General features: G+C 62.1%; 18 protein-coding genes and 2 pseudogenes. 9 read left to right on the top strand and 11 right to left on the bottom strand.

Translation table 11 applies throughout. The features are described from left to right. Window positions 1-81 precede the first annotated feature (81 nt). Entirely contained in the window at window positions 82-3,120 is a 3,039-nt protein-coding gene (locus tag ACODNH_RS07250; RefSeq protein ID WP_434531195.1) for an FAD-linked oxidase C-terminal domain-containing protein, read from the bottom strand. A 102-nt stretch (window positions 3,121-3,222) separates the two neighbouring features. On the opposite strand from ACODNH_RS07250, the gene ACODNH_RS07245 reads away from it, so the two are divergent. Beyond that, on the top strand, window positions 3,223-3,603 hold the full coding sequence (locus ACODNH_RS07245; RefSeq protein ID WP_306708768.1) for a VOC family protein: 381 nt from the start codon (window positions 3,223-3,225) through the stop codon (window positions 3,601-3,603). Between the two features lie 43 nt (window positions 3,604-3,646). On the opposite strand, the pseudogene aceB reads toward ACODNH_RS07245, so the two are convergent. Next, window positions 3,647-4,953 (bottom strand): annotated as a pseudogene (aceB, locus tag ACODNH_RS07240) (malate synthase AceB). A gap of 413 nt (window positions 4,954-5,366) precedes the next feature. On the opposite strand from aceB, the gene ACODNH_RS07235 reads away from it, so the two are divergent. Then, entirely contained in the window at window positions 5,367-6,131 is a 765-nt protein-coding gene (locus ACODNH_RS07235; protein WP_434531194.1) for an IclR family transcriptional regulator, read from the top strand. Window positions 6,132-6,625: 494 nt separating this feature from the next. On the opposite strand, the gene ACODNH_RS07230 is transcribed toward ACODNH_RS07235, so the two are convergent. Beyond that, complete coding sequence (locus tag ACODNH_RS07230; RefSeq protein WP_434531193.1) at window positions 6,626-6,961, bottom strand: hypothetical protein; 336 nt, start codon at window positions 6,959-6,961, stop codon at window positions 6,626-6,628. Window positions 6,962-7,058: 97 nt separating this feature from the next. Between ACODNH_RS07230 and malA the strand changes: the two genes are divergently transcribed. From malA to ACODNH_RS07210, 4 genes are all read left to right on the top strand, one after another. Then, the gene (malA, locus tag ACODNH_RS07225) at window positions 7,059-9,053 is read left to right on the top strand and encodes an alpha-amylase MalA (RefSeq protein ID WP_434531192.1); all 1,995 of its coding nucleotides are present in this window, start codon (window positions 7,059-7,061) and stop codon (window positions 9,051-9,053) included. Between the two features lie 126 nt (window positions 9,054-9,179). Then, window positions 9,180-13,715, top strand: a complete 4,536-nt coding sequence (locus ACODNH_RS07220; protein WP_434531191.1) for a glycoside hydrolase family 15 protein — start codon at window positions 9,180-9,182, stop codon at window positions 13,713-13,715. 50 nt (window positions 13,716-13,765) lie between these two features. Further along, window positions 13,766-14,710 (top strand): sugar phosphate nucleotidyltransferase, encoded by a 945-nt coding sequence (locus ACODNH_RS07215; protein ID WP_434531190.1) that lies wholly within the window; start codon window positions 13,766-13,768, stop codon window positions 14,708-14,710. A gap of 129 nt (window positions 14,711-14,839) precedes the next feature. Beyond that, the gene (locus ACODNH_RS07210; protein WP_005537614.1) at window positions 14,840-15,169 is read left to right on the top strand and encodes a DUF7510 family protein; all 330 of its coding nucleotides are present in this window, start codon (window positions 14,840-14,842) and stop codon (window positions 15,167-15,169) included. Window positions 15,170-15,184: 15 nt separating this feature from the next. On the opposite strand, the gene ACODNH_RS07205 is transcribed toward ACODNH_RS07210, so the two are convergent. After that, a complete protein-coding gene (locus ACODNH_RS07205; protein WP_306710441.1) occupies window positions 15,185-16,240 on the bottom strand; it encodes a glycosyltransferase family 4 protein in 1,056 nt (351 codons plus the stop codon). 164 nt (window positions 16,241-16,404) lie between these two features. Here ACODNH_RS07205 and malQ point away from each other — a divergent pair, with 164 nt between their 5' ends. Next, on the top strand, window positions 16,405-17,895 hold the full coding sequence (gene malQ, locus ACODNH_RS07200; RefSeq protein WP_306708752.1) for a 4-alpha-glucanotransferase: 1,491 nt from the start codon (window positions 16,405-16,407) through the stop codon (window positions 17,893-17,895). Window positions 17,896-17,901: 6 nt separating this feature from the next. On the opposite strand, the gene ACODNH_RS07195 is transcribed toward malQ, so the two are convergent. From ACODNH_RS07195 to ACODNH_RS07175, 5 genes are all read right to left on the bottom strand, one after another. After that, window positions 17,902-18,753: a translation initiation factor eIF-2B gene (locus ACODNH_RS07195; protein ID WP_306708750.1), complete on the bottom strand. Its 852-nt coding sequence runs from the start codon at window positions 18,751-18,753 to the stop codon at window positions 17,902-17,904. An 88-nt stretch (window positions 18,754-18,841) separates the two neighbouring features. Continuing rightward, entirely contained in the window at window positions 18,842-20,062 is a 1,221-nt protein-coding gene (locus ACODNH_RS07190) for an FAD-dependent oxidoreductase (protein ID WP_306708748.1), read from the bottom strand. A gap of 250 nt (window positions 20,063-20,312) precedes the next feature. Next, on the bottom strand, window positions 20,313-21,089 hold the full coding sequence (locus tag ACODNH_RS07185; protein WP_306708746.1) for an SDR family oxidoreductase: 777 nt from the start codon (window positions 21,087-21,089) through the stop codon (window positions 20,313-20,315). Between the two features lie 96 nt (window positions 21,090-21,185). Continuing rightward, window positions 21,186-21,863 carry a helix-turn-helix domain-containing protein gene (locus ACODNH_RS07180; protein WP_306708744.1) on the bottom strand — a complete coding sequence of 226 codons (678 nt, stop codon included), beginning with the start codon at window positions 21,861-21,863 and terminating at the stop codon, window positions 21,186-21,188. Window positions 21,864-21,949: 86 nt separating this feature from the next. Then, the gene (locus tag ACODNH_RS07175; RefSeq protein WP_434531434.1) at window positions 21,950-22,471 is read right to left on the bottom strand and encodes a hypothetical protein; all 522 of its coding nucleotides are present in this window, start codon (window positions 22,469-22,471) and stop codon (window positions 21,950-21,952) included. A gap of 375 nt (window positions 22,472-22,846) precedes the next feature. Here ACODNH_RS07175 and ACODNH_RS07170 point away from each other — a divergent pair. Then, window positions 22,847-24,277: pseudogene (locus tag ACODNH_RS07170) on the top strand (type II/IV secretion system ATPase subunit); the annotation flags it as partial. A 477-nt stretch (window positions 24,278-24,754) separates the two neighbouring features. Here ACODNH_RS07170 and ACODNH_RS07165 read toward each other — a convergent pair. Continuing rightward, on the bottom strand, window positions 24,755-25,870 hold the full coding sequence (locus ACODNH_RS07165) for a hypothetical protein (RefSeq protein ID WP_434531189.1): 1,116 nt from the start codon (window positions 25,868-25,870) through the stop codon (window positions 24,755-24,757). Between the two features lie 121 nt (window positions 25,871-25,991). Here ACODNH_RS07165 and ACODNH_RS07160 point away from each other — a divergent pair, with 121 nt between their 5' ends. Beyond that, a complete protein-coding gene (locus ACODNH_RS07160; protein ID WP_434531188.1) occupies window positions 25,992-26,750 on the top strand; it encodes a hypothetical protein in 759 nt (252 codons plus the stop codon). A 7-nt stretch (window positions 26,751-26,757) separates the two neighbouring features. On the opposite strand, the gene ACODNH_RS07155 is transcribed toward ACODNH_RS07160, so the two are convergent. Then, a complete protein-coding gene (locus tag ACODNH_RS07155) occupies window positions 26,758-26,958 on the bottom strand; it encodes a hypothetical protein (RefSeq protein WP_434531187.1) in 201 nt (66 codons plus the stop codon). Window positions 26,959-26,973 lie beyond the last annotated feature (15 nt).

The following is a 26,973-nucleotide window of genomic DNA, read 5'->3' as shown; positions in this document are numbered from 1 at the left end:
GGCGGGGAACGAACGTCCAGCCATCGCGATGGCCGCCCCTGTTGCCGAGACCGCCCAGTGAATTTTTGTGTCCCCGCGTGACTACGGGGTCGTCCTGTCCGGCACGCGCTCGGCGACGACCTCGATAGGGTGGGGCGGAATCTCGTCGACGCCGTCGCGGTCACCCAACTGCGAGCGGCAGGAGCCGCCCGGCGCAACGACGCGGTCACCATCGCTCTCATCGACTTCGTCGAACAGCAGCCGCCCGATAGTTTTCGAGAGGTCGTAGTGCTCGTCGTGGTAGCCGAAGCTCCCGGCCATGCCACAGCACGTCGAGTCCAGCGGGTCGACTTCGTAGCCGACGCGGCGCATGACGCCGACGGCGTGATGGTCCTTGTTGGTCCCCTTCTGGTTACAGTGGCCGTGATAGCTGACCGCGCCAGCGGCCCCGAGCGATCGGTCCTCGACCGGCAGCGCGTCGTCAAGTCGGAACGTATCAAGATATTCCAGCACGCCGTAGGCGCTGTCGGCCACCTGCGATACTGCCGACCCGTCGAGTAAGTCCCGGTACTCGTCTTGGAACATCACGGCGTCGGAAGGCTCGACAAACACGATGTCCCAGCCCTCGGCGACGCGATCCGACAGCCGGTCCGTGTTTGTCTCGGCTCGGTCGCGAGCCAGGTCCAGCATCCCAGTGGAGTACGCCGCTCGCCCGGACGGCGCGGTGTTGTCCGGAATGGTGACGTGGACGCCTGCGGCTTCGAGGGTTTCGACGGCGGCCTTGCCGGCCGTCGGGTACGAGTAGTTCGTGTACGTGTCGGGGAACAGCAGGACTTTGCGGTCGGCCTCGGCCCGTGAGACAGTTGAGCCACCGCGTGCGTCGAACCAGCCACGGAGCGTTTCCCGGCTGAAGGTGGGGAGTTCGCGCTCGGGCGCGATGCCGAACAGTTTCTGCATGACCATTCGCGCGCCAGGGATGTTCGTCGCCCAGTTCGAGACCGGGGCCAGCGCCGACCCAATCTTCGAGGCGGTGTCGATGTTGGCGAACAGGCGCTCACGGAGGCTGGTCCCCTCCGCTTCGTGGTGCTGGTGTTTCAGCTCGGTCTTGAGTTTCGCCATGTCGACACCGGTCGGGCAGTCGCTCTTGCAGCCCTTGCAGCCGACACAGAGATCGAGCACTTCCTCTTGGAAGCGCTCGGAGTGTATTTCGTCTTCGTCAAGGTCGCCACTGATAGCCGACCGGAGGAGGTTTGCCCGGCCCCGCGTCGTCTGGACCTCCTCCTCTGAGGCGCGGTAGGTCGGACACATCACGTCCCCGTCGGTCTGGCGGCAGGTCCCACAGCCGTTACATAGCTCGACGAGCTCCGAGAAGCCGCCTTCGTCCTCGAAGTCCAGCGTCGTCTGTGGCTCCAGAGACTGGTAGTCGGGCCCGTACCGGAGATTCTCCCGCATATCTGCACCGACACCACGGTCGGCGTCGGGGCCGATGTCATCCGGTCCCTCGCGGTAGACGACGTTGCCCGGGTGCATCCACCATTGCGGGTCGAATGCCGTCTTGACCTGTTTGAACGCATCCCAGAGCGTTTCGCCGTACATCTTGGGCGTGAACTCTGTTCGGGCCATCCCATCGCCGTGCTCGCCGGAGAACGACCCGTTGTGTTCCAGCACGAGGTCGGTCACGTCGTCGGTGATGGAGTGCATGTCCTCGATACCGGATTCCTCTTTCAGATTGAGAATCGGCCGGATGTGGAGCGTCCCGGACCCAGCGTGAGCGAAGTATGCAGCGGAGGTGTCGTGGTCAGTCAGCACCTCCTCGAACTTCTCGACGTACTCGGCCAGTTCGGCGGGCGGGACCGTCGCATCCTCGATGAACGGGTATGGCTTGGGGTCGCCGTCCATCGACATCAGGAGCGGAATCGCCGCCTTCCGGAGCTTCCAGAGGTCGGCCTGATCCGCGTCGGTGTAGGCCTCGACCACGTCGAAGGCCGCTCCGTTATCGAGGAACCGCTCGGTGGTCCGCGCGATGGCCGCCTCGAAGTCGTCGTGCAACTCTGAGTCGTATTCGAGCATCAGTGCGGCCGCCGCCCGGTCGGGAATCGGGTCGACATACTCGGCGTAGCCGTCGGAGCCGGCTGCGAGCCTGAACACCTCGTCGTCCATCAGCTCGACCGCGCTGACACCGTAGTCGAGTGCGACCGGGACGGCCCGCATCGCGTCCGCCAGCGTGTCAAAGCAGTACAACACCAGGGCAGTCTCCTCGGGGACGGTCACCAGCGAGAGTTCGGCCTCGACGATGACCCCGAGGGTCCCCTCGCTCCCGACGAATAGCTTCGCAAGGTTCAGCACCCGCTCGCCGTCGTCGTTCTCGTAGATGACACGGTCGAGGTTGTAGCCCGACACCCGGCGCTTGAGGTCCGGGTAGCGGTCCTCGATTTCCTCGGCGTTCTCCTCGACGATTTCGCGGACCGTTCGATAGATGTCGGCCTCACGGTCGTCCTTGCTCACGATGTCGTCCCACTCTGGCGAGTCGATGACGACCTCGCGGGCGTGGATAAGTGAGCCGTCAGAGAGGACGGCTTTCACCGCGTCAGTGTAGGCGTCGGTGATGCCGTACCGTACCGAGTGTGCGCCGGTAGAGTTGTTCCCGATGCCGCCGCCGACCGAAGCGCGGTTCGACGACGCGGGGTCCGGGGCGAACTTCAGGCCGTACTCGGCCAGCGTGTCATCTAGGTCGTCCTGCACCACACCAGGCTGGATGTGCGCTGTCTGCTCATCCGGCCGAATATCGAGGATATCGTCCATATGTCGAGACATATCCAGGACGACACAGCCCGGGCCGACGGTCTGCCCGGCGAGCGACGACCCGGTCCCGCGGGGCAGTATCGGGACGCTGTGGCTCGTCGCCACCTCGACAGCCGCCTGCACGTCGTCGATATCAGTCGGATACACGACTCCTGCCGGTTCGGCACGGTAGATGCTCCCATCCGTCGCATACAGAATCCGGGCGTATTCGTCGAACTCAACCCCACCAGTGACGCGTGAACGGAGCGCTTCCGCTAGGTCCCGATACGCGTCAACATCCGGCCGATTCAGGTCCAGTTCCTGTGCCGACCAGGTGTCCTCGACATTTTCGATCGCCATACGAGCATTCAGGGGTAATAATCATTAAAGTCTGTGGCATGCGGTCACAATTCGCTTTGCGTAGCCCGCCAGCTATTTGCCCGAGGGCACTGGAAGCGATGTATGGCCAGTGCAAGCATACTTCACATGTGCCTGAACGTCGCCGACGCCACAGAATCGATCGCGTTCTACGAGCAGTTCGGCTTCGAGGAGTCCTGGCAGTTCACCACGCCGGACGGGGAGACGACGAACTACTACGTAACCGACGACGATGGTGTCGAACTGCAACTATCGGAAACGAACGGGGAGACGAGCTTCGAGATGGGGTCCGGCTGGGACCACCTCGCACTCGGCGTGGACGACGTCGACGCGACGGTCGAGCGAATCGACCACCACGGTGTCGTCAAAGAGCCAGGTCCACAGCCGGAAGCCGGTGCGTACACGGCCTTCGTCGCTGACCCCGACGGCCATCACGTCGAACTCATCGAACCGCTGGAAGACTGAACCGCGCCCACGGCGTTTCGAGTGACGAAACGGGATGCGCCCGTCAGTTCCCGACAGCCGTGGCGCGTTCGACGATGTCAGCGCCGTACATCTCCTCAGTTCCTCGTGCTGGTCCGGCCGGTGCTCGTACACGTCCTGGAACAGCGTGATGGGCGTCTGGGCAGCCTGATAGGTCGCTTCGTCCCACATCCGGTCTTTGCTGATGTCGACTTCGACGCCGTTGATGACCAGCGTGGCGGCCTGGGTCATCGCGATAGCTCCCTTGCCGGCCTCCTTTGCGGCCTCGAACTCCTCCATCGAGTCGACGATGTCGTTCATGCTGGGGATGTAGGCGGTGCGGTCGAGCAATTCCTCGGTGAGTTCGTCGTCGTCCAGTTCGAGTCGCTCACCACCTGCTTGCAGGACGTAGCCGCCGTCGCCGACCGCCTCAAGCGAGAGGTCGTCGCCGTCGTACACCTGCTTGCCGTCCTGTGCCTCGAGTTCGACCTCCTGACCGCCGGCTTCGAGGAGCCAGCTCCCAGTCTTCGGCGGGAGCGGAGCCGTGTTCGCCTCCACGACCTGGCCCGGCGTCAGCGACCAGATGCCGGTCATCCCCTTCGCACGGTTGTCCTGCATCCGCTCGCGGTACCCCTCGACGTCCCGGATATCGTCGTACGGGCCGTCGACGGCGATGAGACCCGCGGCGCTGGCACCCCGGGAGGTGTTGTGGCGCAGTTCGGGCCACGGCGGGAGTTCCCCGGTGGGCGTCATCGCGCGCATGTCCTTCGTGTAGTCGACCTCGCCGTCGACGAGCAGGAACATGCGTTCGAGGTTGTTCGAGGGCTTGCCCATCTCGTCTCGCAGGTCGCCCATCGCCAGTTCGGCTTCGCCGCTCTCGACGATGACCGACATGGAGAGGCTCCCCTCTTCGAGCCCGTGTTCGTTCTCGATGATGGTGAAGAACTCGTCGGCTTTCTTCCAGTCGTCGATGTCACCAACCTCCGGAATCACGAAACCGTCGATGTGCTCGACCGCGCCGTTTTCGGGATCAGTGATTTCGAGCATCTGCTGGAAGCCCTGATAGCGGGTCGACGGCGACTCGCGGTGCCAGACCACGCGTGGGTGGATTTCGCCGGGGAACTCAGCGCCCTGGTTGGCGACGACGTCGATGATGTTCTCGACACCCTCAGCGCGCATGTTCGGTGCCGTCGCGTCTTCGTTGTCCGGGACCCAGACATCCGGGGCCTGCAGGCCGCGGAGCTGGCCGGCGCTTCGCAGCATCTTCGCGGAATCCTCCTCACCGTCCACCGCTGTCGGCGAGGTAAAGAACGTTCTGACGAACTCGCGGTCGTAGTGTCGCGTCACACTCATAACTCATCTCAAAAAACCCAACGGAGCCGCTTAAATCTACCGTCCACCATCGACCGAAACATCAACGAGAGCGGTCGTTCCACCGTCTCTCAGCAGATTCGAAAATACGAAATATCTATGCTATGTTACCTTTCATTACTTCTCCGCTCGGACGACACAACGGTCAACGGCGTACACTGGTCTGTCGGTATCTCGTGGCCGTTCGGTCGCCACATTAGGGAGCCCCCGGCGACTTCGACCGGTGGTTTCGCGCCAGTGACCCGATTTTCCGTTTCGTCTTTTCGAATACCTGTGCCGGTCGAAAAGCTCGATGACGCACATTCTGCCGTACGTGTTGCCCCGGAAGCTACCGCAGAGCGGTTGTCACAGTCGATACGGCAATTTTATTCGAGCGGCGGCAGAACTGATGACTAATGACACAGGCAAAAACGGACTCGGTCCGGGCGACGCAGACTTCGCTGGCGGTACTCTCGGGTATCAAAGACCTCGGTGGGAGTGCGACGCTGGTCGAACTCGCTGACTCGCTGGAGCCGGCCAAGAGCACGATATACAAACACTTGGTGACGCTGGAAGACGAGGGACTGGTCGTCGAACGGGACGGCGAGTACCGAATCGGGCTCCGGTGGCGAGAGTTCGGCGGCATGGCACAGCGCTACGACGGCATCTACGAGGTCGCAAAGCCCGAGGTTAGACGGATGGCCGTTGAGACCGGCGAACTGGCGAACCTGATGATCGAAGAGCAGGGCTACGGCATCTACATCCACACGACCAGCGGCGACCAGGCAGTCGCACTCGATACGCGCCTCGGGAAGCGGATTCACCTCCACAAGACCGCCATCGGCAAAGCGCTCTTGTCGAGTTTCGACGACGACCGGGTCACGGAAATCATCGATACCCGTGGGCTGCCGGCCGAGACGGACAACACCATCACAGACCGCGAGACGCTGTTCGCGGAACTGGAGACGATCCGAGAACGCGGCGTCGCCGACGACACCGAAGAGCGGGTCGACGGGACCGGCTGTGTCGGGGTTCCCATCGATACCGGCGACCGCCGCGAGGCCGCCATCAGCATCACCGCACCAATCAACCGGTTGCAGTCGCCGGGCCGCAAGGCACAGCTCATTGACACGGTGCAACAGGCTGCTAACGTCATTGAGGTCAACCTGGCTCACGAGTAACCGCTCTGGTTGTGGTATCGACAGCCCGGTCGGCCGCTATCCCTGTGGACTGTCCGATTCTCGGTGAAATCTAATACCAGTACAGTTGTTATTCGACGACTGAGTACCCGCTACTCGTGGCGGACAAGTCGGATCGTCTTTGGGAGATACACCTATACCCAAATTCCTCGACATAATGCTACTCACGGACTGCTTCTCCCCCTATCTAGTATCTCCTCTCCTATCTTGAAAATACATTTTTGATAGGTGAATATATACCGAGAAAGACACAGGATATAGACGTATTTTGGCGGTAACATCGAAGATATAGTTACGTGTCAGTCAAAGTAGGTCCAAATTTGGATTACTAACCCTAAGTTGGGGAAAATATGTGCTATATATGCGACTATCAATATACGTCGGTGTCACCTGTCGCTATCTGGCGTCCTAAACAGAGTTGCTGGAAGACCATCGACTAGTGCTGCTCACAGACTGTTCTTTGGAGGGGCGAACGATTATCGGTACCACAGACTCACAGCGAGGATACCGAAGTACGTTGTGAGCCCCCAGCATGCCGCAGCAACGACGGCTGGACCCAGAAAGACTGCGAATCCGCCAGCAACACCCAGAAGCGCGACTGCCGAAGCCGTCCGCACGCCGCGGCGCTCCCACAGCGACGCCACAGGTGTGTCGAGCACGAACAACGCTTCGACACCTAGTGCGCCGATTACCCCGACAGCGACGGCGGATTCGGCCCAGAGCGTGTCGAGTGCGCCGGCCCGGCGCAGATACGCGACGAGCACCAGTCCACAGAGCAGGGCAAACCCGGCATCGCGTCGGTAGCTGGGCACAGGGACGGTACACACCGTAGCCAGAAAGCGGTGCTGCCGGCGGCGGGACGCTCGCGGCTACCCCAAGTACAAAGACACTGTCAATCGCAGTGAACCTATGCACCATCCTGGACCGCCGCGGTTCGTGGCGACGGGTGACGAGGTCGAACTCGCGCCCCGCAACCCGGACCCGTCGGCGACCTACACATGGCGACTCACGCAGGCACCGAAAGAATCAACAGTATCGCTCGGCGACGACCCGGTCGAGCATCTCATCCCCGATGCGCCGGGCACATACGTCGTCCGACTCACCGCACCCGACGGCGAACACGACCTCACTGTGCGCGCGTTTCCGGGGAGTCTCCAGCCGAGTGACACACACACGTCCGGCCGCTCTGGCGGTCACAGCGGCGGCGTCTCCAGCGGTCGCAGTGGCTCAGGTCATAGCGGGAGCGGCGAGTACACCTCGGCAGAGGACAGCGGCGACGGAGGCGGTGGCGGCGGGCAGCCCCGCCTGACGTTGCGGCCAGAGATTGAGGGCGACGAAGCCGTGGTTCGGGCAGACTGCAGCCCCCACCCCGAGGGGACCGAGACAGCCAGCGACCTCGCCGTCGAGTTCCTGCTGGACGACCGTGACGACATCGACGCCGATGCGGTGACCCGGGACGGGACGGCCCTCCGGATTCCGCTGGACGCGCTCCCGGACCGCGCCCGCATCCACGCCGTTGCCGTCGGAGACCACGGCTACAGCGTGCCCGACGCCGTTGAGTTTACTCGCGACGGGGACGGCGTTGAAGTGGTGACGAGCGGCGAGGGCGTCGCTGCCAGACGACCGTACGACGCGCCGGCCTGGGCCGAGGACTCGGTCATCTACGAGATCTACGTCCGCACGTTCGCCGGCGAGAGCGACGAATCGCCGTTCGACGCGATTATCGACCGTTTGGACTATCTCGACTCGCTCGGCGTCGACGCTATCTGGCTCACGCCGGTGTTACAGAATGACCACGCGCCCCACGGCTACAACATCACTGACTTCTTCGAAATCGCGTCGGACCTCGGTACCCGCGCGGATTACGAGCGGTTCATTGAGGCGGCCCACGACCGCGGGTTCAAGGTGCTGTTCGATCTGGTGTGTAACCACTCGGCGCGGACTCACCCCTACTTCGAATCCGCCGTCGAAGGGCCAGACGCCGACTATCGGGAGTGGTACGAGTGGCGAAGTGACACCGAACCGGAGACGTACTTCGACTGGGAGCACATCGCGAACTTCAAGTTTGATCACTTGCCGGTCCGCCGGCACCTGCTTGATGCGGTTGCCCAGTGGGCTGAGCTGGTCGATGGGTTCCGCTGTGATATGGCCTGGGCCGTCCCGAACAGCTTCTGGCGCGAGATCCACGACTACTGCAAGGACCGCGACAGCGAGTTCCTGCTTCTGGACGAGACCATCCCGTACATCCCCGACTTCCAGGCCGGGCTGTTCGACATGCACTTCGACTCGACGACCTACGCCGCGCTCCGGCAGGTCGGCGGCGGCGGCGATGCCGAGGCGGTCCTCAGTGCCATCGAGGGGCGGGCGGAGATCGGCTTCCCCGAGCACGCGTCGTTCATGCTGTACGCTGAGAACCACGACGAGACTCGCTATATCGTCGATTACGGACGGGACGCCGCCGAGGCCGCCGCGGGGGCGCTGTTCACCCTCCCGGGCGCGCCGTTGCTGTACGCCGGCCAGGAGTTCGGCCAGCGCGGTCGGCGCGACGACCTCGCGTGGGACCACGCCGACGAGACATTCCAGTCGTTCGTCAGTGAGCTTTCGGCAACCAGACACGACCAGCCGGCGCTGTCGGCCGACGGGGACCTCGTCCGAATCCCGTACGAGGTCCGGGACGGGCCGTCCGACCGCGTCGTCGCGTACGCACGAACGACTGCGGAGGACGCGGCCGTCGTAGTGCTCAACTTCAGCAGCGAACCGACGACGGTCGGGCTACCGGCCGGAACCGACGACACCGACCTCGTGTCCGGGGAGCACCGTGGGTCTGCTGGCGATGGGGATGCGACCGTCACAGTCGATAGCGTGGGCGTGTTTCCGGCTGCCGAGAGCGACCTGAATCAGTAATCCACGCTGGTGGGTCCGTTCAACAGCAACAGCCTCGCTTTTCCGGGATACGCAGTCATCCCCCCGAAGTATCACTAATTTGTCCGAACCACAGGAGTTTATAGAGAGTGGTCTGCTTTGATGTGTATGCGGCTTTCGACAGCGCTCAACGAATACAAGCGGACTCGTCATGAGCGCTTTCCAGAGGAGCGCAGGACTGTTTCAGGCTCTTTCTCCGGGCACGGTGACCGACTCGTACACGTCGGCGAAGACGGCACGCTGAAGGACTATTCCGATTCGCTCTCCGGGCTCTCCGGTATCGACCGCTCCCGCCTTGGGGTTATGCTTGGAGACGAAACACGATGGTTCAGTGACTTGGAGACGATCAGACAGCACTACTACCGCGAGACGCGGCTCGTTGAGACCGAATACGACGCGGGGTCGTTCACGGTCCACCAGTACGACCTGACGCTGGGGCGGGCACACGTCACGCACGTCGCGATGCGCGGAGCCGTGCCTCAGGACGCCAAGCTCGTAGCGTTCGTCACACTGGCCCCCGACAGTAGCGACAGCGGCGTCGGCTCGCTGATTCACGAGGATGCCGGGCCCGACAATTCGCGGGTGCTGGAAGTGTACCACCGGCGAGAGCACGATTACCTCGCCTCGTCGACCGGGCTGGACGCTGTCGCCGGACAGCGGCCGGAACGCCTCGCTGAGATACTCGAGGACAGCCCGATCGAGTTCCCGCGGTCGGAGCCGGTCGAGCGACGCGACCAGACTCGACTCACCGGCGACTTCCTCGTGACTGCGCCGCTTGACCGGTCCGGACGCAGCAAGGACACGACGCTGGTCAGTCAGCTCTCGAACCACGACGAGGTCGACCGGGAGACGGCATTGCTCGACCTCGCTGATTGCGTGACGGAGCATACGACGTCTGACGACCTCCGGCAGGCTGGACGGGAACGAACGCGCATCGACGTGACTGAATCCATGCCACGCTCGGACTCGATACGCATGGACCTGCGGGTGCTCGACCTGCTGTCTTCGCCGACCGGCGGTCGCATCGCTGCCCCGGAGTTCGACCCGTTTTATGCGAACTCCGGCGGCTACGGGTACGTCTGGTTCCGTGATGACGCCTCGGTCTCCCGGCACCTGCTCGAAGCCGGCGACCGACTCGATATCGATACCGTAGAAATGCTGACTGAGAGCGCAGAGTTCCTCTGTGATAGCCAGCTTTCCGACGGGCGGTGGCCCCACCGCGTCTGGGCCGACACCGGGGCTATCGCGCCGGGGTGGGCCAATGCCAGAGTTGAGCACAACGCGGAATCGCCGGAGTATCAGGCCGACCAGACCGCGACTGTCACTGCCTTCCTCGCGACACTGTTGCGAACACATCGCAGCAAGCTGGACGCCGAACTGACGGCGATGGTTCGGGAAACGATCCAGACAGCCGTCGACACGCTCATTGAAGACATTGCGGCTAACGACCTGCCCGAGCCGTGTCAGAACGTCTGGGAGGACTCAATCGGGCAGTTCACCCATACTACTGCGACGTTCATCGAGGCCTTCGCCGCGGTGGGTCGTGCCCCGATGCCAGAGTCGGTCTGTGAGCGGAGTCTGGCGGCAGCCGAGCGATTGCTCGACGGGCTGGATACGCTCTGGGACAGTGATCTGGGCGTGTACGTGATGGGGCTGACAAACGGGACGCCGGACCACCGTATCGACGCTGCAGGGCTCCACCTCGCGGACGCGCTACAAGAGTACGACAACGTCGAGCGGACGACGCTCTCTGACCAGCACCTCACTCGTCTAGCCGACCATGTGAGCACGACGCTTGACACGCTCTTCCGGAACCCCACAGAGAGCCGGGTCGCGGGACTGGCCCGCTACGAGGGCGACCGCTGGCGGACTGGTCATCAGGACAGCGAGAAGGTCTGGACCGTCACGACGGCGATGGGGGCCCTCGCAGCCGCCCGTGTCGGCGACATGCTGAACGACCGCGACGAGGGCGGCGACGCCTACCTTGACCGCGCGAGCGACCTGTACGAACTGCTCGAGGAGGACGGCCCACTCACGACCGACGCCGGCTACCTCGCCGAACAGGCCTTCGACGACGGCGCTCTCGACAGCGCGACGCCGCTTGGCTGGTCCCACGCGTTACGGCTTCACGCGACCGCACGGCTGGGTGAGCTAAACGCGCTCCCCACGACATCGGCCGGGACTGAGGGGCCGAGTGAGCGCCCGACCTGGACGACCGGGGAGAAGTACGGCGTCGGCACCGTCGCCGACCACGACGAGCAGGACCCCTCCCGCGTCTGGTTCACGCTCACCGAGGGCGCACTGACGGAGGCTCGCTACCCGCAGGTGGACCTGATGAACCTGCGGACGCTCGATTTTCTGGTCCGGTGTACGGACGAGACGGATTACGCCGTCCGGACCCATCGCGAAAACCGACGGACCGACGACAGCGTCAGGCGACGCGTCGAACCCGTCGACGACGAGGCGCTGCTTTATCGCCACGTTTTCACCGAGACCGGCGACGGCCAAGGCCACGAGTGGACGCTCACCGTCGACTACGCGACCGACCCCGAACACGACGCCATCGTCGCCGACGTATCATTCAGCTCAGCGGACGACAAATCCTACGACGTGTTCTCCGTCGCGGACATCGCGCTTACCAGTACGATCACGGAGGACCGCGCCATCAGATACGGCCAGCCCGGGAGCTACCACCTTGTCGGCCGGAACCCCCGCGCCTACACCGACCAGACCGACAACGACCTGCTCGTCGACGAGAACGGTGACGCCTACTCCGTCGCTGTGGCGATGGCCGCGGCCGGGCGCTTCGACTGGGCAACCGTCGGCGCGGCTGGTAGCGACCACCTCGACGGACTGTACTCTGACGGTGACCTCCCGGACCCGGTCGAATCCATCGACGGGACGAACCTCGTCCTCATCGGTCGGCTGGACTCGGGAACCAGAGTCAGGGACACGGTCGCGCTCGGCTTCGCGCGACAGGCTGACACCGCCGCCGCGCTGGGCGAAGCCGACGGTGCGCTCGACCGCGGCTACGAGACGGTCAGTGCCGAGTACGCTGACAGCTGGGCCGACTTCCTGTCGGACAAGCAACTCCCGGACTCGGTCGCTGACGACGACGCGCTGGCGAACCAGTACCGAACCGCGCTGATGACGCTTCTGGCCGTGGAGGACAAGACCTACCACGGAGCGTCTATCGCCTCGCCGTCAGTGCCGTGGGGCGAGGCCGTCCACGCCGAGGAGCCCAAGGGCTACGGCTACAACTTCGTCTGGTCCCGGGACCTGTATCAGGTGTTCAGCGTGTTCGACGCCATCGGGTCGCTGGACATCGCGACGGACCAGCTGGAGTATATCTACGAGTACCAGCAGGACGACGCCGGCTTCATTCCGCAGAACACCTACGTCAACGGGACGACCCGCTGGGGCGGCGAGCAGATGGACAACATCTCGTTCCCGCAGGTGATGGCCTATCGGCTTGCCGAGAGCGGCGTCGACTTCGAGGATGTCGAGTACAGCTACGAGAACGTCCGGCGGTCGGCCGAGTACGTCGTCCGCCATGGCCCTGAGACCGCACAGGAGCGCTGGGAGGAGGAGGCCGGCTTCTCGCCGTCCTCGATTGCGGCCGAAATCGCGGGACTCGCGTGTGCGGCGAAAATCGCCCTCGACACCGGCCACGAGGCCGACGCGCTCGTCTGGCTGGCGCTGGCCGACCAGTGGGCGAACAACGTCGAGGCTTGGACCGCGACCGAGACCGGGACCGAGCGCCACACCAACACGCCCTACTACACGCGGATCACGCTCGACGGGAACCCCGAAATGGGCCACCTCCGGACGCTCGCCAACGACGGTCCGACGCTGGACGAGCGCAACATCATCGACGGCGGCTTCCTCGAACTCGTCCGGCTGGGTATCAAGCCTGACGACGACGAAACGATCCGGAACTCCCTCGTCGAAGTCGACGACACCATCAGCGTCGACACGGAGTACGCGCCCGGGTTCTACCGGTACAACGGCGACGGATACGGCGAACGCGGCCGGGACGACCAGGGCGCGCCGTGGACGGTCGAACACAAGGGGAAGGGCCGCCTCTGGCCGCTACTCACCGGCGAGCGCGCCGAGTACGAACTCCACCGTGACGACCCGGACATCCCCCCGGAGAACGCTCTCCGGATGATGCAGGACGTGGCGAACTCGGGCCGGATGATCGCCGAACAGATCTGGGACCGCGGCCACGCGACCGAGTACGACTGGGAGTTCGCCGAAGGGACCGGGTCGGCGACGCCGCTGGCGTGGTCGATGGCCCAGTACGTGCGGCTGGCTCACGGCATCAGCGCCGGCGAGCCGGTCGAGACGCCCGCGTTCGTCGACGACCGCTACCGGGAGCGGCGGGCGCACACGCCCGACCGCAGCCCCGCGCTCCGCGTCGATACGCAGTTCCGTGGGAACGAGCTGGTCGTCTCCGGCGAGACGACCGGTGTCTGTGTTGTCGTCAAGACGCCGGCCGACATCACATACATTCCCGTTGATGACCGTGAATTCGAGGTCGCAGTCGACGTCGACCCCGGTGAGAATCAAGTAATCGTTGCCGCCGCCGATGACGAGGATCTGGTCACTGCCGGGACAACCGTCTGGCAGCTCAACCTCTAGAGCCGCCAACAAGTAGTTACCACTTTATAATTCGGGTCTGACTGTGGGATATGGACGCGATAGTTCTAGCTGGCGGCTACGCGACACGTCTGTGGCCGATCACTCGGCGTCGGCCAAAGATGCTACTCCCGGTCGGTGAGACGACGGTTATCGACGGCGTTCTCCAGTCACTGGAAGACGACGAGCGAATCGGAACGACGTATCTCAGCACGAACGAGGCCTTCGCCGACGAGTTCGAGGCCCACATCGACGAGATGGGCTACGAAAAGGTCCAACTCTCCATCGAGAGCACGGCGGACGAAGACGAGAAGTTCGGCGTCGTCGGCGCGCTCGCACAACTGATCGACCGCGAAGGTATCGACGACGACCTGTTTATTATCGGCGGGGACAACCTCATCGGCTTCGACCCCTCGGAGTTCCTTGACTTCTTCGAGGAGCGCGACGGGCCGGCACTTGCTGCCTACGACGTAGGCTCGCGGGAGAAAGCCAAATCCTACGGGCTCGTCGAACTCGATGGCGACCGTGTCGTCGACTTTCAGGAGAAACCGGACCATCCTAAGAGCACGCTTGTTTCGATTGCCTGCTACGCCTTCCCGGCTGAATCGCTCCGCTTCGAGGAGTACCTCTCGGGCGACAACAACCCCGACGAACCGGGCTGGTACATTGACTGGCTGCAACAGCAGGAGCCGGTGTCCGCGTTCACCTTCGACGATGTCTGGTTCGACATCGGGACGCCAGATTCGTATTTCGAGACCGTCGAGTGGAAACTCGATGGCGGGTCGCTCATCCACCCCGACGCGACCGTCGAGAACTCCGAAATCGGTGACACCGTCCACGTGATGGCCGGGGCGGAAGTGACCGACAGCAGCCTCGAACGGACCATCGTCTTCCCGGACGCCGAGGTCCACGACTGCGACCTCGACGAAACGATCCTCGGCGAGGACGTCTACGTCGAGGGGTACAACATGTCGGGCTCGCTCATCATCAACCGCTGATGGCTCACGACAACGGGTCCGCTGTTCGAGTGCAGGACTCACGGCGGTCCACCGCCAGCCATCGCACCGCTGGCGAAGGACTAAGTGACACAGCGCCGTTTACTCGCCGTACGCAAGCTACCAGATAACATGGCACAAACAGAAACGGAGCCAGTCACGTTCGAGATGACAATCGACGACGGCCGGACCAGAATTGATGTCTCGGGCGACCGCGACACGGCTGTCGTGGTCCGCTCGAAATCGGGCGAGAAAATATACCTGCCGCCAGAAGATTTCGACCGCCCGCCGGAGGACAGGCAGACACCGTACGACAGCCCCTACCAGTCGGCTGACGGAACCGCCGATAGCCCGTACCGAACACAAACGGACACAACATCTGTGACGGGGCTGGAGCCGACCGCTGACGGCTATCTGATCGTCCACCCGGAGCCGGTCACGGACGTTCGCTTTCTCCGGTGAGTTCGGGGCCGCAGGTCAGGCTTCATCCAGAACTTCGTGGTAGAACTCAACGTGCTCGTCAGCGACTTCGCCCCAGGTTCGAACATCGTACTCAATCGGCGTCGACAGCGATAGCGCGTGCTCAATTCCCCCAGCGATGGAGTCCGAATCGGGCTCGACCTCGATGACGCAGTCTTCGTTGAGAAGTTCCGCGGCTCCGCTCTCGCAAGCGACGACGCGCGTCCCGACCGACAGCGCTTCGACGATGGTGATGCCGAACGGCTCCGCCAGCGACGGCGAGACGAACAAGTCGGCGCTGTTGTAGTAGTCCCCGAGTTCCGACTGGGGGAGATACCCCGGGAAGTAGACACGGTCCTCGACTCCCAGCAGCTCCGCGAACCGTTCGAGCTGTTCGGTGAGGTGACCCGAGCCGCCGAGTACGAGGCTCACGTCGTCCCGACCGAGCTTTGAGAGCGCGTACAGCAGGTACGACAGCCCCTTCTGGTCGGTGTGTCGACCGACGAAAAACAGCATCTTCCCGTCGATACCGAGCTCCGCCTTGATATCTCGGCCCGTCGGCTCCACCGACGAGAACCCGTTGTAGATGACCGTCGAGTCTGCGTCGTACTGCTCGCGAATCCGCCGCTGTGTGAACTTGCTCACCGCGACGACGTGGTCCGAGCGGTTGGCGACCCGCTGCTCTGTTTCGACCTCACGCTGTGGTGGCGTCACGTTCCGGTCCGCCGATAGCGAGTGAAACGTCGAAATCCACTCCACATCGTGTGACGATTTAGCCCGCGAGCCGGGGTTGTAGCCGAACCAGTCGTTCGTGTGGATGATGTCGGCGTCGGCCGCTTTGTCGGCAAACTCTCCAGCCAGGCGACCAATGCGGGTGATAATGTCACCGCTTCCTGTCGAGACGCCGTGGATCCCGTCGCGGTCCGGCGGCGCGTACTCCGCGGGCAACACCAGCTCGAACTCGACGTCGTCTCTCGGTTCGAGCTGTTCGAACAGCTCCCCGATAGCGGTATCAAGCCCGCCGGTGATGTTGGGTGGGAACCCCCAGCCAAGCATCAGAACGTTCGGTGGCATCTCTGTAACTGACTCTCTCGTCATAGCATCAAATGGATACAATATATATGTTTGCGTACCCCGCCGCAACGTCCTGACACGGACACGCTGGCGCTCCTCCGGACCTCGCCCCTCTCCTCGAAAAACCCCGCCCATTGAAATGCCTGTCAGGGCAACAGATGCGTATGCAATTCGAACGGCAGAGTGGCGTGTTTCTCCACCTGACGTCGCTTCCGGGGCCACACGGCATCGGTGACCTCGGTGCCGGCGCGCGGGCGTTTGTCGACTTCCTCGACCGGGGGGACCAGTCGCTATGGCAGTTTTGCCCGCTCGGTCCGACGGCGAGCATCCACGGGAATTCCCCGTATCAGTCCTCGTCCGCCTTCGCGGGGAACCCCTTGCTCATCGACCTGCAGGACCTCGCCGACCGCGGCTATCTCACGGAGGCCGACACTGAACCGCCCGAGGACCTCTCACGACAGCACGTCAACTATGACCGCGTAACCGAGTTCAAGGAAGCCCGGCTTCGAGACGCGTACGCCGCCTTCGACGAGAGCGCAAGCGACGCGGACCAGCAGTCGTTCACCGAGTTCTGTGAGCGCGAGGCCGGCTGGCTTGACGACTACGCACTGTTCACGGCGCTGAAAGCCGAGTTCGACGATGTCGGCTGGATGGACTGGCCGGACGATATCAGAACGCGCGAGCCAGCGGCCATGGAGCGATATCAGGACGAGTTGGCCGACGACATCCGCTACCACAAGTTCGTCCAGTGGTGTTTCGACAGTCAGTGGCAGGCGCTGGCCGAGTACGCGGCCGACCGGGACATCGGTCTCGTGGGTGACCTGCCAATCTACGTCGGCCTCGATTCGGCGGATGTCTGGGCGTATCCTGAGGTGTTCCGACTCGACGACGACCACCATCCTGCTGAGGTGGCCGGCGTTCCGCCCAACCCCGGCGACGACGGCCAGCGGTGGGGGAATCCCGTCTACGACTGGGACGCCCTCCGCTCAGATGACTACGGCTGGTGGGTCGACCGGTTCGAGCGACTGTTCGACCTCGTCGACATCGCCCGCATCGACCACTTCAAGGGCTTCGACGAGTTCTGGTCGATTCCGGCCGAAGCGGACGACCCGGCCGCCGGACAGTGGCGGGACGGCCCCGGCGCGCATTTCTTCGAGACGGTCAAAGGCAGGCTCGGCGAACTCCCGTTTTTCGTCGAGGACCTGGGCTTTCTCGACGAGAGCATCGTCGCGCTCCGGGACGAGTTCGGCTTCCCCGGGATGCGCGTGCCGCAGTACGCCGACTGGTGCGAAGAGGGGCATATGTACCAGCCGATGCACTACCCGGAATCCGCCGTCGGCTACACATCGACCCACGATACGGACACCATCATCGGCTACTACCGGGACCTCGCGGACCGCCAGCGCGACTGCCTCCAGTACAATCTCGGCACCGACGGAGAGGAAATTAACTGGGACCTCATCGAGGCGGTGTGGAACTCGAACGCAATCGTTGCAATGACGACCATGCAGGACCTGCTCGGCCTCGGTAGTGACACCCGATTCAACGTCCCCGGCACGGCGACCGGGAACTGGCAGTGGCGGGTGACCGAAGCTGCGCTTGATACTGACATCGCCGATCGACTTCAACGCGTCACTGATAGAACAATCCGCTGAGGCCCCTCAGAACTGCAGGATGCCGTCCTCCGTGACGACCGTATCGAGCAGGCGGGTCGGCGTCGCGTCGTAGCCCGGATTGCCGATATCGAATCCCTCCGGCGGTTCGAGCATCACGTCCGAACCCTGCCTGAATGTGTTCCTGAAGGAGAAGCCGCTGCCGATGAACTTTGAGGAGGTTCCGACGACGGTCACAGGAACATCCATCTCGTTAGCCGTCGCGGCCAGCGGTAGTGTTCCGATACGATTGTACACCACGTCGTCGATGAGGCAGTTCATGCCGACGAAAACGCGGTCGGCCTCCGAGAGATAGTGGCCCACTGCGCCGTCGACGATGAGCGTCACGTCGGCTCCGTCCCGGTCAGCCAACTGGCGAGCGGTTCGACGGCCCAGAAAATGCGGCCGGGACTCGCTCGCGTACAGGTGGAACTCCTTGCCGTCGTCCAGCGCCGCCATGAGCGTCGCCATCACCGTCGAGGAGTTCTCGTGTGTCACCAGCACGTCGCCGTCGTCGATGAGCGTCGCCGCTCGCTCCGCCGCGCGATCTTTGCTGGTCTCGATTTCCGTAACGACCTCGTCGATTGTGTCGAGTAATCGCTTCTTGGCCGCCGAGACAGAGTCGAGGTCGGCGTCTTTCAGATCCGTCACGATCCGTTGCTGTGTGGTGTATAGCGGCGCGTGCGATCGGTTCGCTCGCTGGAGTGCGCTGCTGTTGCGCTCGACGACACGGCAGAAGTCCTCGACCGTGTGGCACTCGCGGTCTGTTAGTTCGCGGAGTGCTTTGGCGGCTTTCACGGCGGCAATCGAGGAACTCTGTGTTTCCATCTCCTCGATCTGCCGTACGGTCTCGTTTATCATGAGAGCATGTGCGGCTGCCACCCTTATAACGGTACAGTCAGCCGATAGTCCTCTTTCCCGGCTTGGGTCAGGGCAACAATAGGCGTGGTTACGCTGACCCTACCACGTCTTCGTCAGTCGGGCCCTGCCCGTCGAACTCGGCCACGAGCGCGTCCAACTGCGCCGGATCGTCGACGTTCGGGAGTGTCTGGTCTGCAGTCCGACAGACGGCGTCGACGCTGAGGTCGTCACAGATGAGGTCGGCCGTCGCTTCGGCCATCTGCCGGTAGGTGGTCAGCTTGCCGCCGACGATGCTCGCCATGTTCTTGACGCCGTCGTCGGCGTGATTGAGCAGGAAGAAGCCCCGCGAGATGCCGCGGCCGCGCTCCGCCTCGTCGGGCGCGTACAGCGGCCGGACACCCCACCAGGTCCGAACTTCGGGGGCGTCCGCGACCGAGGGCAGCATCGCCGCACATTCCTCGATGCTCTCTTTGACTTCCCACTGCTCCGTCTCGTACTCGTCCGGGTCGCGGACAGGCACACTCGTCGTTCCGAGGACGGCCTCACTCTCGTGTGGCACGACGATATCGCCGTCGTCAGGGTCCCGACAGCGGTTGAGCACCGGCCCGAGGTCGTCGTACTCGACCGAGACCATCACACCTCGCGTGGGTTGCATCTCGACGTCGAGGCCGGCCATCGCGGCGAACTCGCCCGCCCAGGCACCGGTCGCGTTGACGACGTAGTCGGCCTCGATGGTGTCCTCGACTGTCCCGCCGACTTGCACGCCAGCCACTTGCCCGTTCTCGACGAGTACATCCTGCACGGGTGCGTGTGGGTGTATCGTTGCGCCGTGGTCACGGGCGTCTGCGGCGTTCGCGGCGACGAGCCGCGACGGATAAATGACGGCGTCTGGAACCTCGAACGCGCGCTCGACATCCGATGCGAGGTCGGGCACTCGCTCACGGGCCGCGTCGGCGTCCAGCGTCTCTACGGGAATACCGATCTCCTCGCAGGCCGCCCGCTTGGTCTCGAAGTAGTCAGGGTCGTCTCCGGCAAGCTGGACGAACAACCCACCGGTGTCACGGATGCATTCCCCGGCGATCTCCTTGAGTATCCGGTTTTCGGTGATGCACTCCTCGGCACCGACCTGATCCGCCTCGGCGTAGCGGGCACCGCTGTGCAGCAGTCCGTGCGAGCGCCCGGAGGTGCCACTTGTCAGACCGTCACGCTCGACGAGTGTCACGTCGACACCGCGGAGTGCTAGGTCACGAGTGACGCCAGCGCCGGTCGCGCCACCACCGACGACGAGGACATCCGTCTCAATTGCCATGTATATGGTTAGGGTAGCTGACGTAAGGGTCCTCCGATACCGGGCGTTTCGACAACTGTGCGTCCCGTTTCAGTGACAGCCTCCCTCTCAAACGATGGAGATGACCACGATGTGACTGTCCTACCGTTTCGAGCAGCTAACGGCTGGTCCCAGCGGTCAGTGCCGTCGGTCGCGCGTCCAGTAAAAACAGCAGAGACGGCGTTTCGAGTCGACTATCGCTACATTGCGTCTGATGAGAGCAGTGGCCGTCTCAGATATCCTGGCCGGTCGGTCTGATCAGGAGTTCGTTCACGTCCACCCGGGCGGGCTGGCTCGTAGCGTACACGATGCCGCGAGCGATGTCGTCGGGGTGGAGCATCGGGAGGTCCATCTCTGCGAACCGTTCCAGCACCTGCTCGTCCGGCACGTGTGTTGCGAGTTCCGTATCGACAGCACCCGGTTCAATAACCGTCGTCCGGATACCCTGTGTCGTCACTTCCTGCCGGACGGCCTCAGTGAACGCGTTCACGCCGAACTTCGTCGCGTTGTAGCCGCTCGAATCGGCCGATGCGCGGCGTCCTGCGACGGAGGAGACGTTGACGATGTGGCCGCTCTCCTGCTCTTGCATGACTGGGAGCACCGCATGGGTGAGGTTCATCAACCCGAGCAGGTTCACCTCGACCATCTGCTGGAGGTTCGAGCGGTCTGCTCGTTCCAACGGTTCGAGAAGCATTACGCCGGCGTTGTTGACGAGGATGTCGATGCGACCGTACTCGTCGGTCGTCGCCTCGACCAGCGAGTCGATGTCGTCCTCGTCGGTGACGTCGGTCGGTACAACCAGCGCATCCCCACCGGATGACTCGATTCGGTCCGCAAGGGCCTCCAGTTCGTCAGCGCGGCGTGCCGCGAGCGCAACACTTGCGCCTGCGTCAGCGAGCGCCTCGGCAGTGGCCTCACCAATTCCCGATGACGCGCCCGTGATAATCGCAACGTCGCCTGCAAGTCGTTGTGTACTCTGATCGTCGTCTGTCTCAGGTTTGTCTGCCATCGGTGTTCAGTAGCTGCGACAGCAACGAGCGTGCTTTGCTTACTGATAAGCCCATTTATATGTGGGCAGGGAAGACGCGGTCGAACAGGAGAACGGCTACTGGGCGAGTGCGTCCCGGATTTGGTCGGGGCCGACCGTCGAACTGATGAGCTGTTTTTCGGCTCGGCGCAGGAGATCGGACGCCGCGGCGGCTGACACATCGAGCTTGTCGGCGAGGTCCGCCGTCGAACACCGACGCGGTGAGTCGTAGTACCCCGCAGAGAGGGCGACGGACATTGCCCGATACTGCCTGTCCGTGAGCCCGAACTGGTCGCGCTCGCCAGGGTTCTCGGGGTCTGAAGCGATGTTCAGCAGTTCGAGCGGGATATCGTTGACCGCACACCGGTCCTGTAGCGCACTGAACGCGTCGTAGTCGGAGAACACCTTTTGCTCCCGTATCCCTTCGCCGGTGACCGTCGCGTCCATCGCAACGCCCTCGAACTCCGCCGGGTCGTGTGATGCGATAAGACTTGACGCGTTGTCGACGACCACCTTGTAGAACCAGCCATCGGCCATCTGTCCGATTTTCGCCGCGTCGGTGATGTGTGGCTGTGCGTCCAGTTCCTGTTCAAAGGCGTCACGGGAGTCAGCGTCGACGCTAACCGTAAGCAGCAGTTTTCCGTCTTCAAGGCCGACGGCGTTTGAAATCGAGAGCTCGCCGCTTGGAACCGAGTCCGCCACGCCAACCAACGGAAGGGTCTCGTCCGCGAGGAGGATTTCTGCAACGATGGCCATAGCGTCCCATCGGATTCGACGTATAAAGTCGCCAGCATAGCGATTACAGACACACGCTGGCAGCACTGTTCTGGGTTTGCAGACGCTTAGTCAGAACTGGACGCCGTCTCACCTCCCAGCAACCGCTGGAGCTGTTCGATCAGGCCGCTGCCCCTGGGATGTCCACGATACACTCGCACGGAATCGAAGCCAGCGTAGCCGTGCTCTCCTGATTCGTCCCGCTCCCAGTACAGCCATGCTGTCTCCTCGCCACCGTCGAGCCCCATCTCATCGACTGGGAACGTGAGCACGAGTGACGACTGGCCGTCCGCAGCATCGCCGTCCGACTCCCTGATCTCGCCGTCGTCGACAGGTCGAGCACCCTCGCCGCCTTCCAGTGCGAGACGCGAACCGAACCGATAGCGGACGGCCCGCTCAGTGGGGTCGAACGTCTCGCTGTCTCCATCGTTGTTGACGAACTCCGACTGCGTGACTGCGACGGTGATGGTGTCGTGTTCCGACAGGTCGATGAAGTTCTCCGTGTTCTCGGGCTGGATCTCGATCGCGATCTCGACCGGAAAATGGGCTGCCGCGATGCCGCTTAGGCTTGGAACCGCTGCCGCGGTCACCCCTGCACCAAGTGCTCCTTTGAGGAGCCGTCGTCGTGTGGTGGGTGTCGACTCTGGTCGATCACTGCTCCCCGTCAGCTGTGTTTCTTTCATCCAAGTGACTTATCCGGGGGCGCAGTTATGATAATTCTGGTGCATATCTCGAAACACCGAGTTATGAGAGAAAGCGGACCCAAAAGTAGGTTCAGATATCCTAATTAGCGATTTTTTGATGTTATCAGAGGGCCCTATTGTGTTCGTATGCTTTTCTGCTGACAGAGCATTTCTATGGTCTGTACTCTCGCCGAAATTCTCTACTCGGAGAATTATATTTTTATTTAATTCCTCAAAACAAAGTCTACAACTTTAAGTACAATGGTTAGTTTAAAGCCGCGTATGACTGCACAGGCTGGCACGGAGACCGCACCGGTGGTCCCTGCACCGATGCCACCGGACGCCGCCGACGCCTGGTACGCGCCGGACGTTCGCGAGCAAGACGAGGTGTACCCGGGCGTCGTCGCGACCGTTCGACGGGGACGGAGCGGGTTCCGGTACGATGTCCGTGATCCAGTACTTTCAGCGTCGGAAGCTGACGCACTGTCGACTGTCGAGTCACACTTCGCAGGCGCGAATATCGAGCGACCACGGACGCGTGAGGGGGCAGTGGAACGAATGAACGGGGGGTTCGACGCGAAACACCGTCGGGTCATCGACCGATTGGTCGATGCCTCGCCAGCGAGCCGTCGCCGAATCGAGTACCACGCGCTCTCGTCGCTGGCGTGTTTCGATGATCTGACCCCGTACGCATTGGATTCTCGCATCGACGTCGCTGACGTGACCGATGACGGTGTCGTCGTCCATACCGATGATTACGCCCCGGCCGAGACCGACCTCGGACCGGACCCGGCGTATCTCAACCGCTTCGCGAGCGAGTGTGTTGAGCGTCATACGGTTCGTTTTCAGGGGTTTGAGATTCCGGTCGTCGTCTACCGCGAGCATCTCCTCGGTGCCGACCCGTTCACGACGAAGTACGCGGTCCGAGAGCCTGACCTGCTCCCCGGCGACGAACAACTCATCGAGGTGTGCAAGGAGCGGGTCTGGGAGACCGGCGTCAACGGCGTCGTCGAAGACCGCGTCGAGTTCGTCCGGGAACGCGCTCACTCACTGCTCGCTCGGCAGCTAACTGTCCGCAACACGACCGAGTGGGTCGGCGCCGCCCGCTACCGGCTACGCTCGGCGCTGGCCGAACTCGATCTGGCTGTGCCACCGGTCGATCACCGGTTCGCCGACGACCGCCTCGATGATCTACTGTACTACGTGCTTCGGGACTTGGTCGGCTACGGGAAGCTCACGGTCCCGATCCGAGACCACACGCTCGAGGACATCGAGGCGAACCGGGTCGATGAACGCGTGAAGGTTCTCCCGCGCGCTAACCTCGGCCACGACGGCCGCGTCCCGACCAATCTCTCCTTCGATTCGGAGGCGGCGTTCGTCAATGTCGTCACACAACTGGCCGCCGACGATGGGGTTGAACTCAACGCCTCGAACCCGAGCGCGAAGGTCAACATCGACCCCGACGGCGACGGCCTCCACGACGCCGACGACACCATCCGCTGTGCCGTTGCCCTGCCGACTATCAGCGAAGGTGGTCCCCACATCTCGATCCGGAAACAGTCGGGCGATGCGATGACACCAGTCGATTTGGTACAGCGCGATTCACTGCCGACGGAACTGGTCGCGCTACTGTGGCTCCTGTATGAATCCCACGGTGTCATTCTCTTTTCGGGCCCAACCGGAGCCGGCAAAACGACCCTTATGAACGCGTATACCTGAAAGCTACTAGTAGTGAGTCCGGAAATAAGCGTAGCCCGACAATATCGGAAAACTGTCGCTGAGATACTCCTAAAACTCCTGTTCAATCGTTTCTTTATATTCTCCGGGGCTCGGAAGCTTGTTTATTTGTGCAGTTGTATCGGCCAGTGAGTCTTTATTCAACCTGTTGAACAAATCGATTGTTTTCTTATTCATTTTTATGTCCCAAGTTCAAAAACAATGCAGTTAACAAGTTACGCAATTACGAGGGATTTAGAGTTTATAAACCTATTCGCCTTGATATTGCCACTGATATTTCTCTGGGGGAATCAACAACATCACACACTCTCCATTAATTCGGAGTTACATACAGCCAACAAGGCTTGTCCTAATCAGCAAGCGGGGACGGCCTGATTATCGTTCGTGGCCCACGTATGGGTCTCTAAGGCTCGTCACCGGTCATCACACGTGGACTAACAGAAACGAATCCTCTTATACGAGATTTATCGCCTGTTCGGTCAGCCGGTAGCGATACGCCGGTCGAACGAACACGATCTGCCCGTAGTCTTCCGATTTTGTGACTTCCTCAGAGGATTCAATTGCTTCGACAGCCGTATTGAGTCGCTCCACTGGGTCATCGGACCAAAGATAGTCTATGACCTGTTCTGGCTCGATACCGAACTCCGTAGCCAGAATACTTCGAATTGTTCGACCAGCACCGTCAGCGACGGCGACAGACGGTGCTGACACCCGAGTCTGCGGACCGTCCCGCTCTGCAGCGTCTTCAGAAAGCGCTGTGACCTGAAGTTCGTCGTCGATATGCGCGATCAGCGCATCCAGATTCACTTCTGCTTCCTCAGTCACCTGCCCATTCACAATGTCGTCAAGCCGCTCGCTAATCGCAAAGACATCTGGTCCGGGCGGCGCGGTCTGAGCAAGCACTCCAGTATCAACAAGGTGATTCAGTACCGTTCGTGGTTGGTACTCAATGTCGATATCGAGCGAGTCTAGTAGCTCCGTTCGCTTGATCCCCTCTTGCTCGGGACCGATCTCCGCGTTGTAGAACGCCTTTGCAATGCTTACCTGATCGTCGACGCTGTGTGTGTTCCCCTTTCGCTCTCGGATATACCGTTCCAAGCGGTCGAAATCTGTGTCGTCATCCTCGTCAATCGTGAGCGCGTCTCTGACTGTATCTGGAAGTTCCGGACGCGGTGCGTCACGGTGCCGTTGGGCTTTCTCTGACAGGCGCGTGTTGTCGTAGAGTGCGCGCGCGACAGGGAGGCCACGGAGATAATTGTACTCGTAGAGAATCTCTACACCGTGTTCAGTCAGGCCGTAGAACTGACTGGGGAGATCGCGTGCGTCCTCATTCGGCGAGTGCCGATAACAGTCGATGATATCGCTGTCACCAAGGACCTCAAGCTGGTCCCTGACTGCGGCCTTGTTCTTCGGCATCATGTACGCCAATTCATCAAGTGATGGGAGATGCTCCGGATGGCCAAGGACGAACTGCAGGATCAAGTGTCGCGTCTCCTGGGACAGGAGATCGTAGATCTGCCGCTGCTCTTCGAACGGGCCGCCGCCCTCCGCGGCAGGCGCATCACTCATGGTCTCACTTGAGAATACTTCGGCGACGCGAATAATACTTTGGATCAACTGGTGTGGTCAATCAGCGAATTAGCCATATTGGTAAGCAACCTATTTATTCATTCCCTAAGGAGCACACAGTATGGCTGACCCCAGCCCGCCTCCGAATGCAGCGGAAATCATGGAGAGCGTGAACGACGCGCTCCAGGGTCTCGAATTAGAACCTCACGAAACATCCGAAATACTGGGGTTCGCCAATCGAGAACTTTCACACCTTCACACTCCCGAAGACTCGTATTTCATCCTCGGCAGCTACCGCGACCCATACCTTCGACGACTCCGGATCGTCCAGAACGAACTGGACAGGCGCCTCGGTACGTACCCGTTCCTGATGGCCGATCTCTCCGAGTTGGATATCGACCGGCTCCCCGTCTTTCGCATCCGATTCACTCTCCTCGCCGCGCATGCCGATACTATCGTCGCTGTGTATGAACAGGATGCCGGGGGCGAAGTCACCGAACTCGGGAAAATCAGCACGACACCATACTTCGATAAATCGTACGTGCTGCCGCGGGACTACGCGTGGATGACCGAACCGAACCTCGCTACGGAAGCGGACGTCGTCACCGCTGCCGCGACGATCTACTTCAACGACGATCTCGACGAAGCGGCTACCGAAGAAGAGCTTGACTCACTCATCACCGCAGCCAACAAGAACGGCATTAGCCTCACAACACCCGACCTCATCGACCGATTAGAGGAACGAGAAGATGACAAACAGGCACCTGTCTCATACAGCTGGGTTCACCTCAACGAATTCCGTCTCTTCGAACTCCACGAGCAATGCTTCGCCTGGTCCAGTCCAGATGGCCTACGCGATGTCGTAGATGAAGTTCCGTAATACTGGATCACTGATGATCAAGGTATAGGAACGGGTCGTCCCATTCTTGCTCCTGGTCTGCGGCCAAGACTTGGTTCAGCGTTTCTACCATCCCGTCCACGCCCATCTTCTCAAACTGATCTCTGAGTTCCGTGGCGAGCGGTCGCCACTCTGCACCGTGGATTTTGTTCCATTCTGGCGGGACGAGGATTTCTGACAGAGTCAGCACACCCTCTTTTCTTAG

This window comes from Haloarcula sp. NS06 (genome assembly GCF_051122755.1).
In the GTDB taxonomy this organism is placed as follows: Archaea; Halobacteriota; Halobacteria; order Halobacteriales; family Haloarculaceae; genus Haloarcula.
Note: the sequence above shows the minus strand (reverse complement) of the source record. Positions and strands in the feature narration are given on the sequence as shown.

Excerpts from the sequence above, each read along its gene's own strand:
- ACODNH_RS07195 (WP_306708750.1), bottom strand. The coding sequence starts at position 18,753 with ATGATAAACGAGACCGTACGGCAGATCGAGGAGATGGAAACACAGAGT.
- ACODNH_RS07180 (WP_306708744.1), bottom strand. The coding sequence starts at position 21,863 with ATGGCCATCGTTGCAGAAATCCTCCTCGCGGACGAGACCCTTCCGTTG.
- ACODNH_RS07220 (WP_434531191.1), top strand. The coding sequence starts at position 9,180 with ATGCGGCTTTCGACAGCGCTCAACGAATACAAGCGGACTCGTCATGAG.
- ACODNH_RS07215 (WP_434531190.1), top strand. The coding sequence starts at position 13,766 with ATGGACGCGATAGTTCTAGCTGGCGGCTACGCGACACGTCTGTGGCCG.
- ACODNH_RS07210 (WP_005537614.1), top strand. The coding sequence starts at position 14,840 with ATGGCACAAACAGAAACGGAGCCAGTCACGTTCGAGATGACAATCGAC.
- ACODNH_RS07250 (WP_434531195.1), bottom strand. The coding sequence starts at position 3,120 with ATGGCGATCGAAAATGTCGAGGACACCTGGTCGGCACAGGAACTGGAC.
- malQ (WP_306708752.1), top strand. The coding sequence starts at position 16,405 with ATGCAATTCGAACGGCAGAGTGGCGTGTTTCTCCACCTGACGTCGCTT.
- ACODNH_RS07205 (WP_306710441.1), bottom strand. The coding sequence starts at position 16,240 with ATGCCACCGAACGTTCTGATGCTTGGCTGGGGGTTCCCACCCAACATC.
- malA (WP_434531192.1), top strand. The coding sequence starts at position 7,059 with ATGCACCATCCTGGACCGCCGCGGTTCGTGGCGACGGGTGACGAGGTC.
- ACODNH_RS07160 (WP_434531188.1), top strand. The coding sequence starts at position 25,992 with ATGGCTGACCCCAGCCCGCCTCCGAATGCAGCGGAAATCATGGAGAGC.
- ACODNH_RS07190 (WP_306708748.1), bottom strand. The coding sequence starts at position 20,062 with ATGGCAATTGAGACGGATGTCCTCGTCGTCGGTGGTGGCGCGACCGGC.
- ACODNH_RS07165 (WP_434531189.1), bottom strand. The coding sequence starts at position 25,870 with ATGAGTGATGCGCCTGCCGCGGAGGGCGGCGGCCCGTTCGAAGAGCAG.
- ACODNH_RS07245 (WP_306708768.1), top strand. The coding sequence starts at position 3,223 with ATGGCCAGTGCAAGCATACTTCACATGTGCCTGAACGTCGCCGACGCC.
- ACODNH_RS07235 (WP_434531194.1), top strand. The coding sequence starts at position 5,367 with ATGACACAGGCAAAAACGGACTCGGTCCGGGCGACGCAGACTTCGCTG.
- ACODNH_RS07185 (WP_306708746.1), bottom strand. The coding sequence starts at position 21,089 with ATGGCAGACAAACCTGAGACAGACGACGATCAGAGTACACAACGACTT.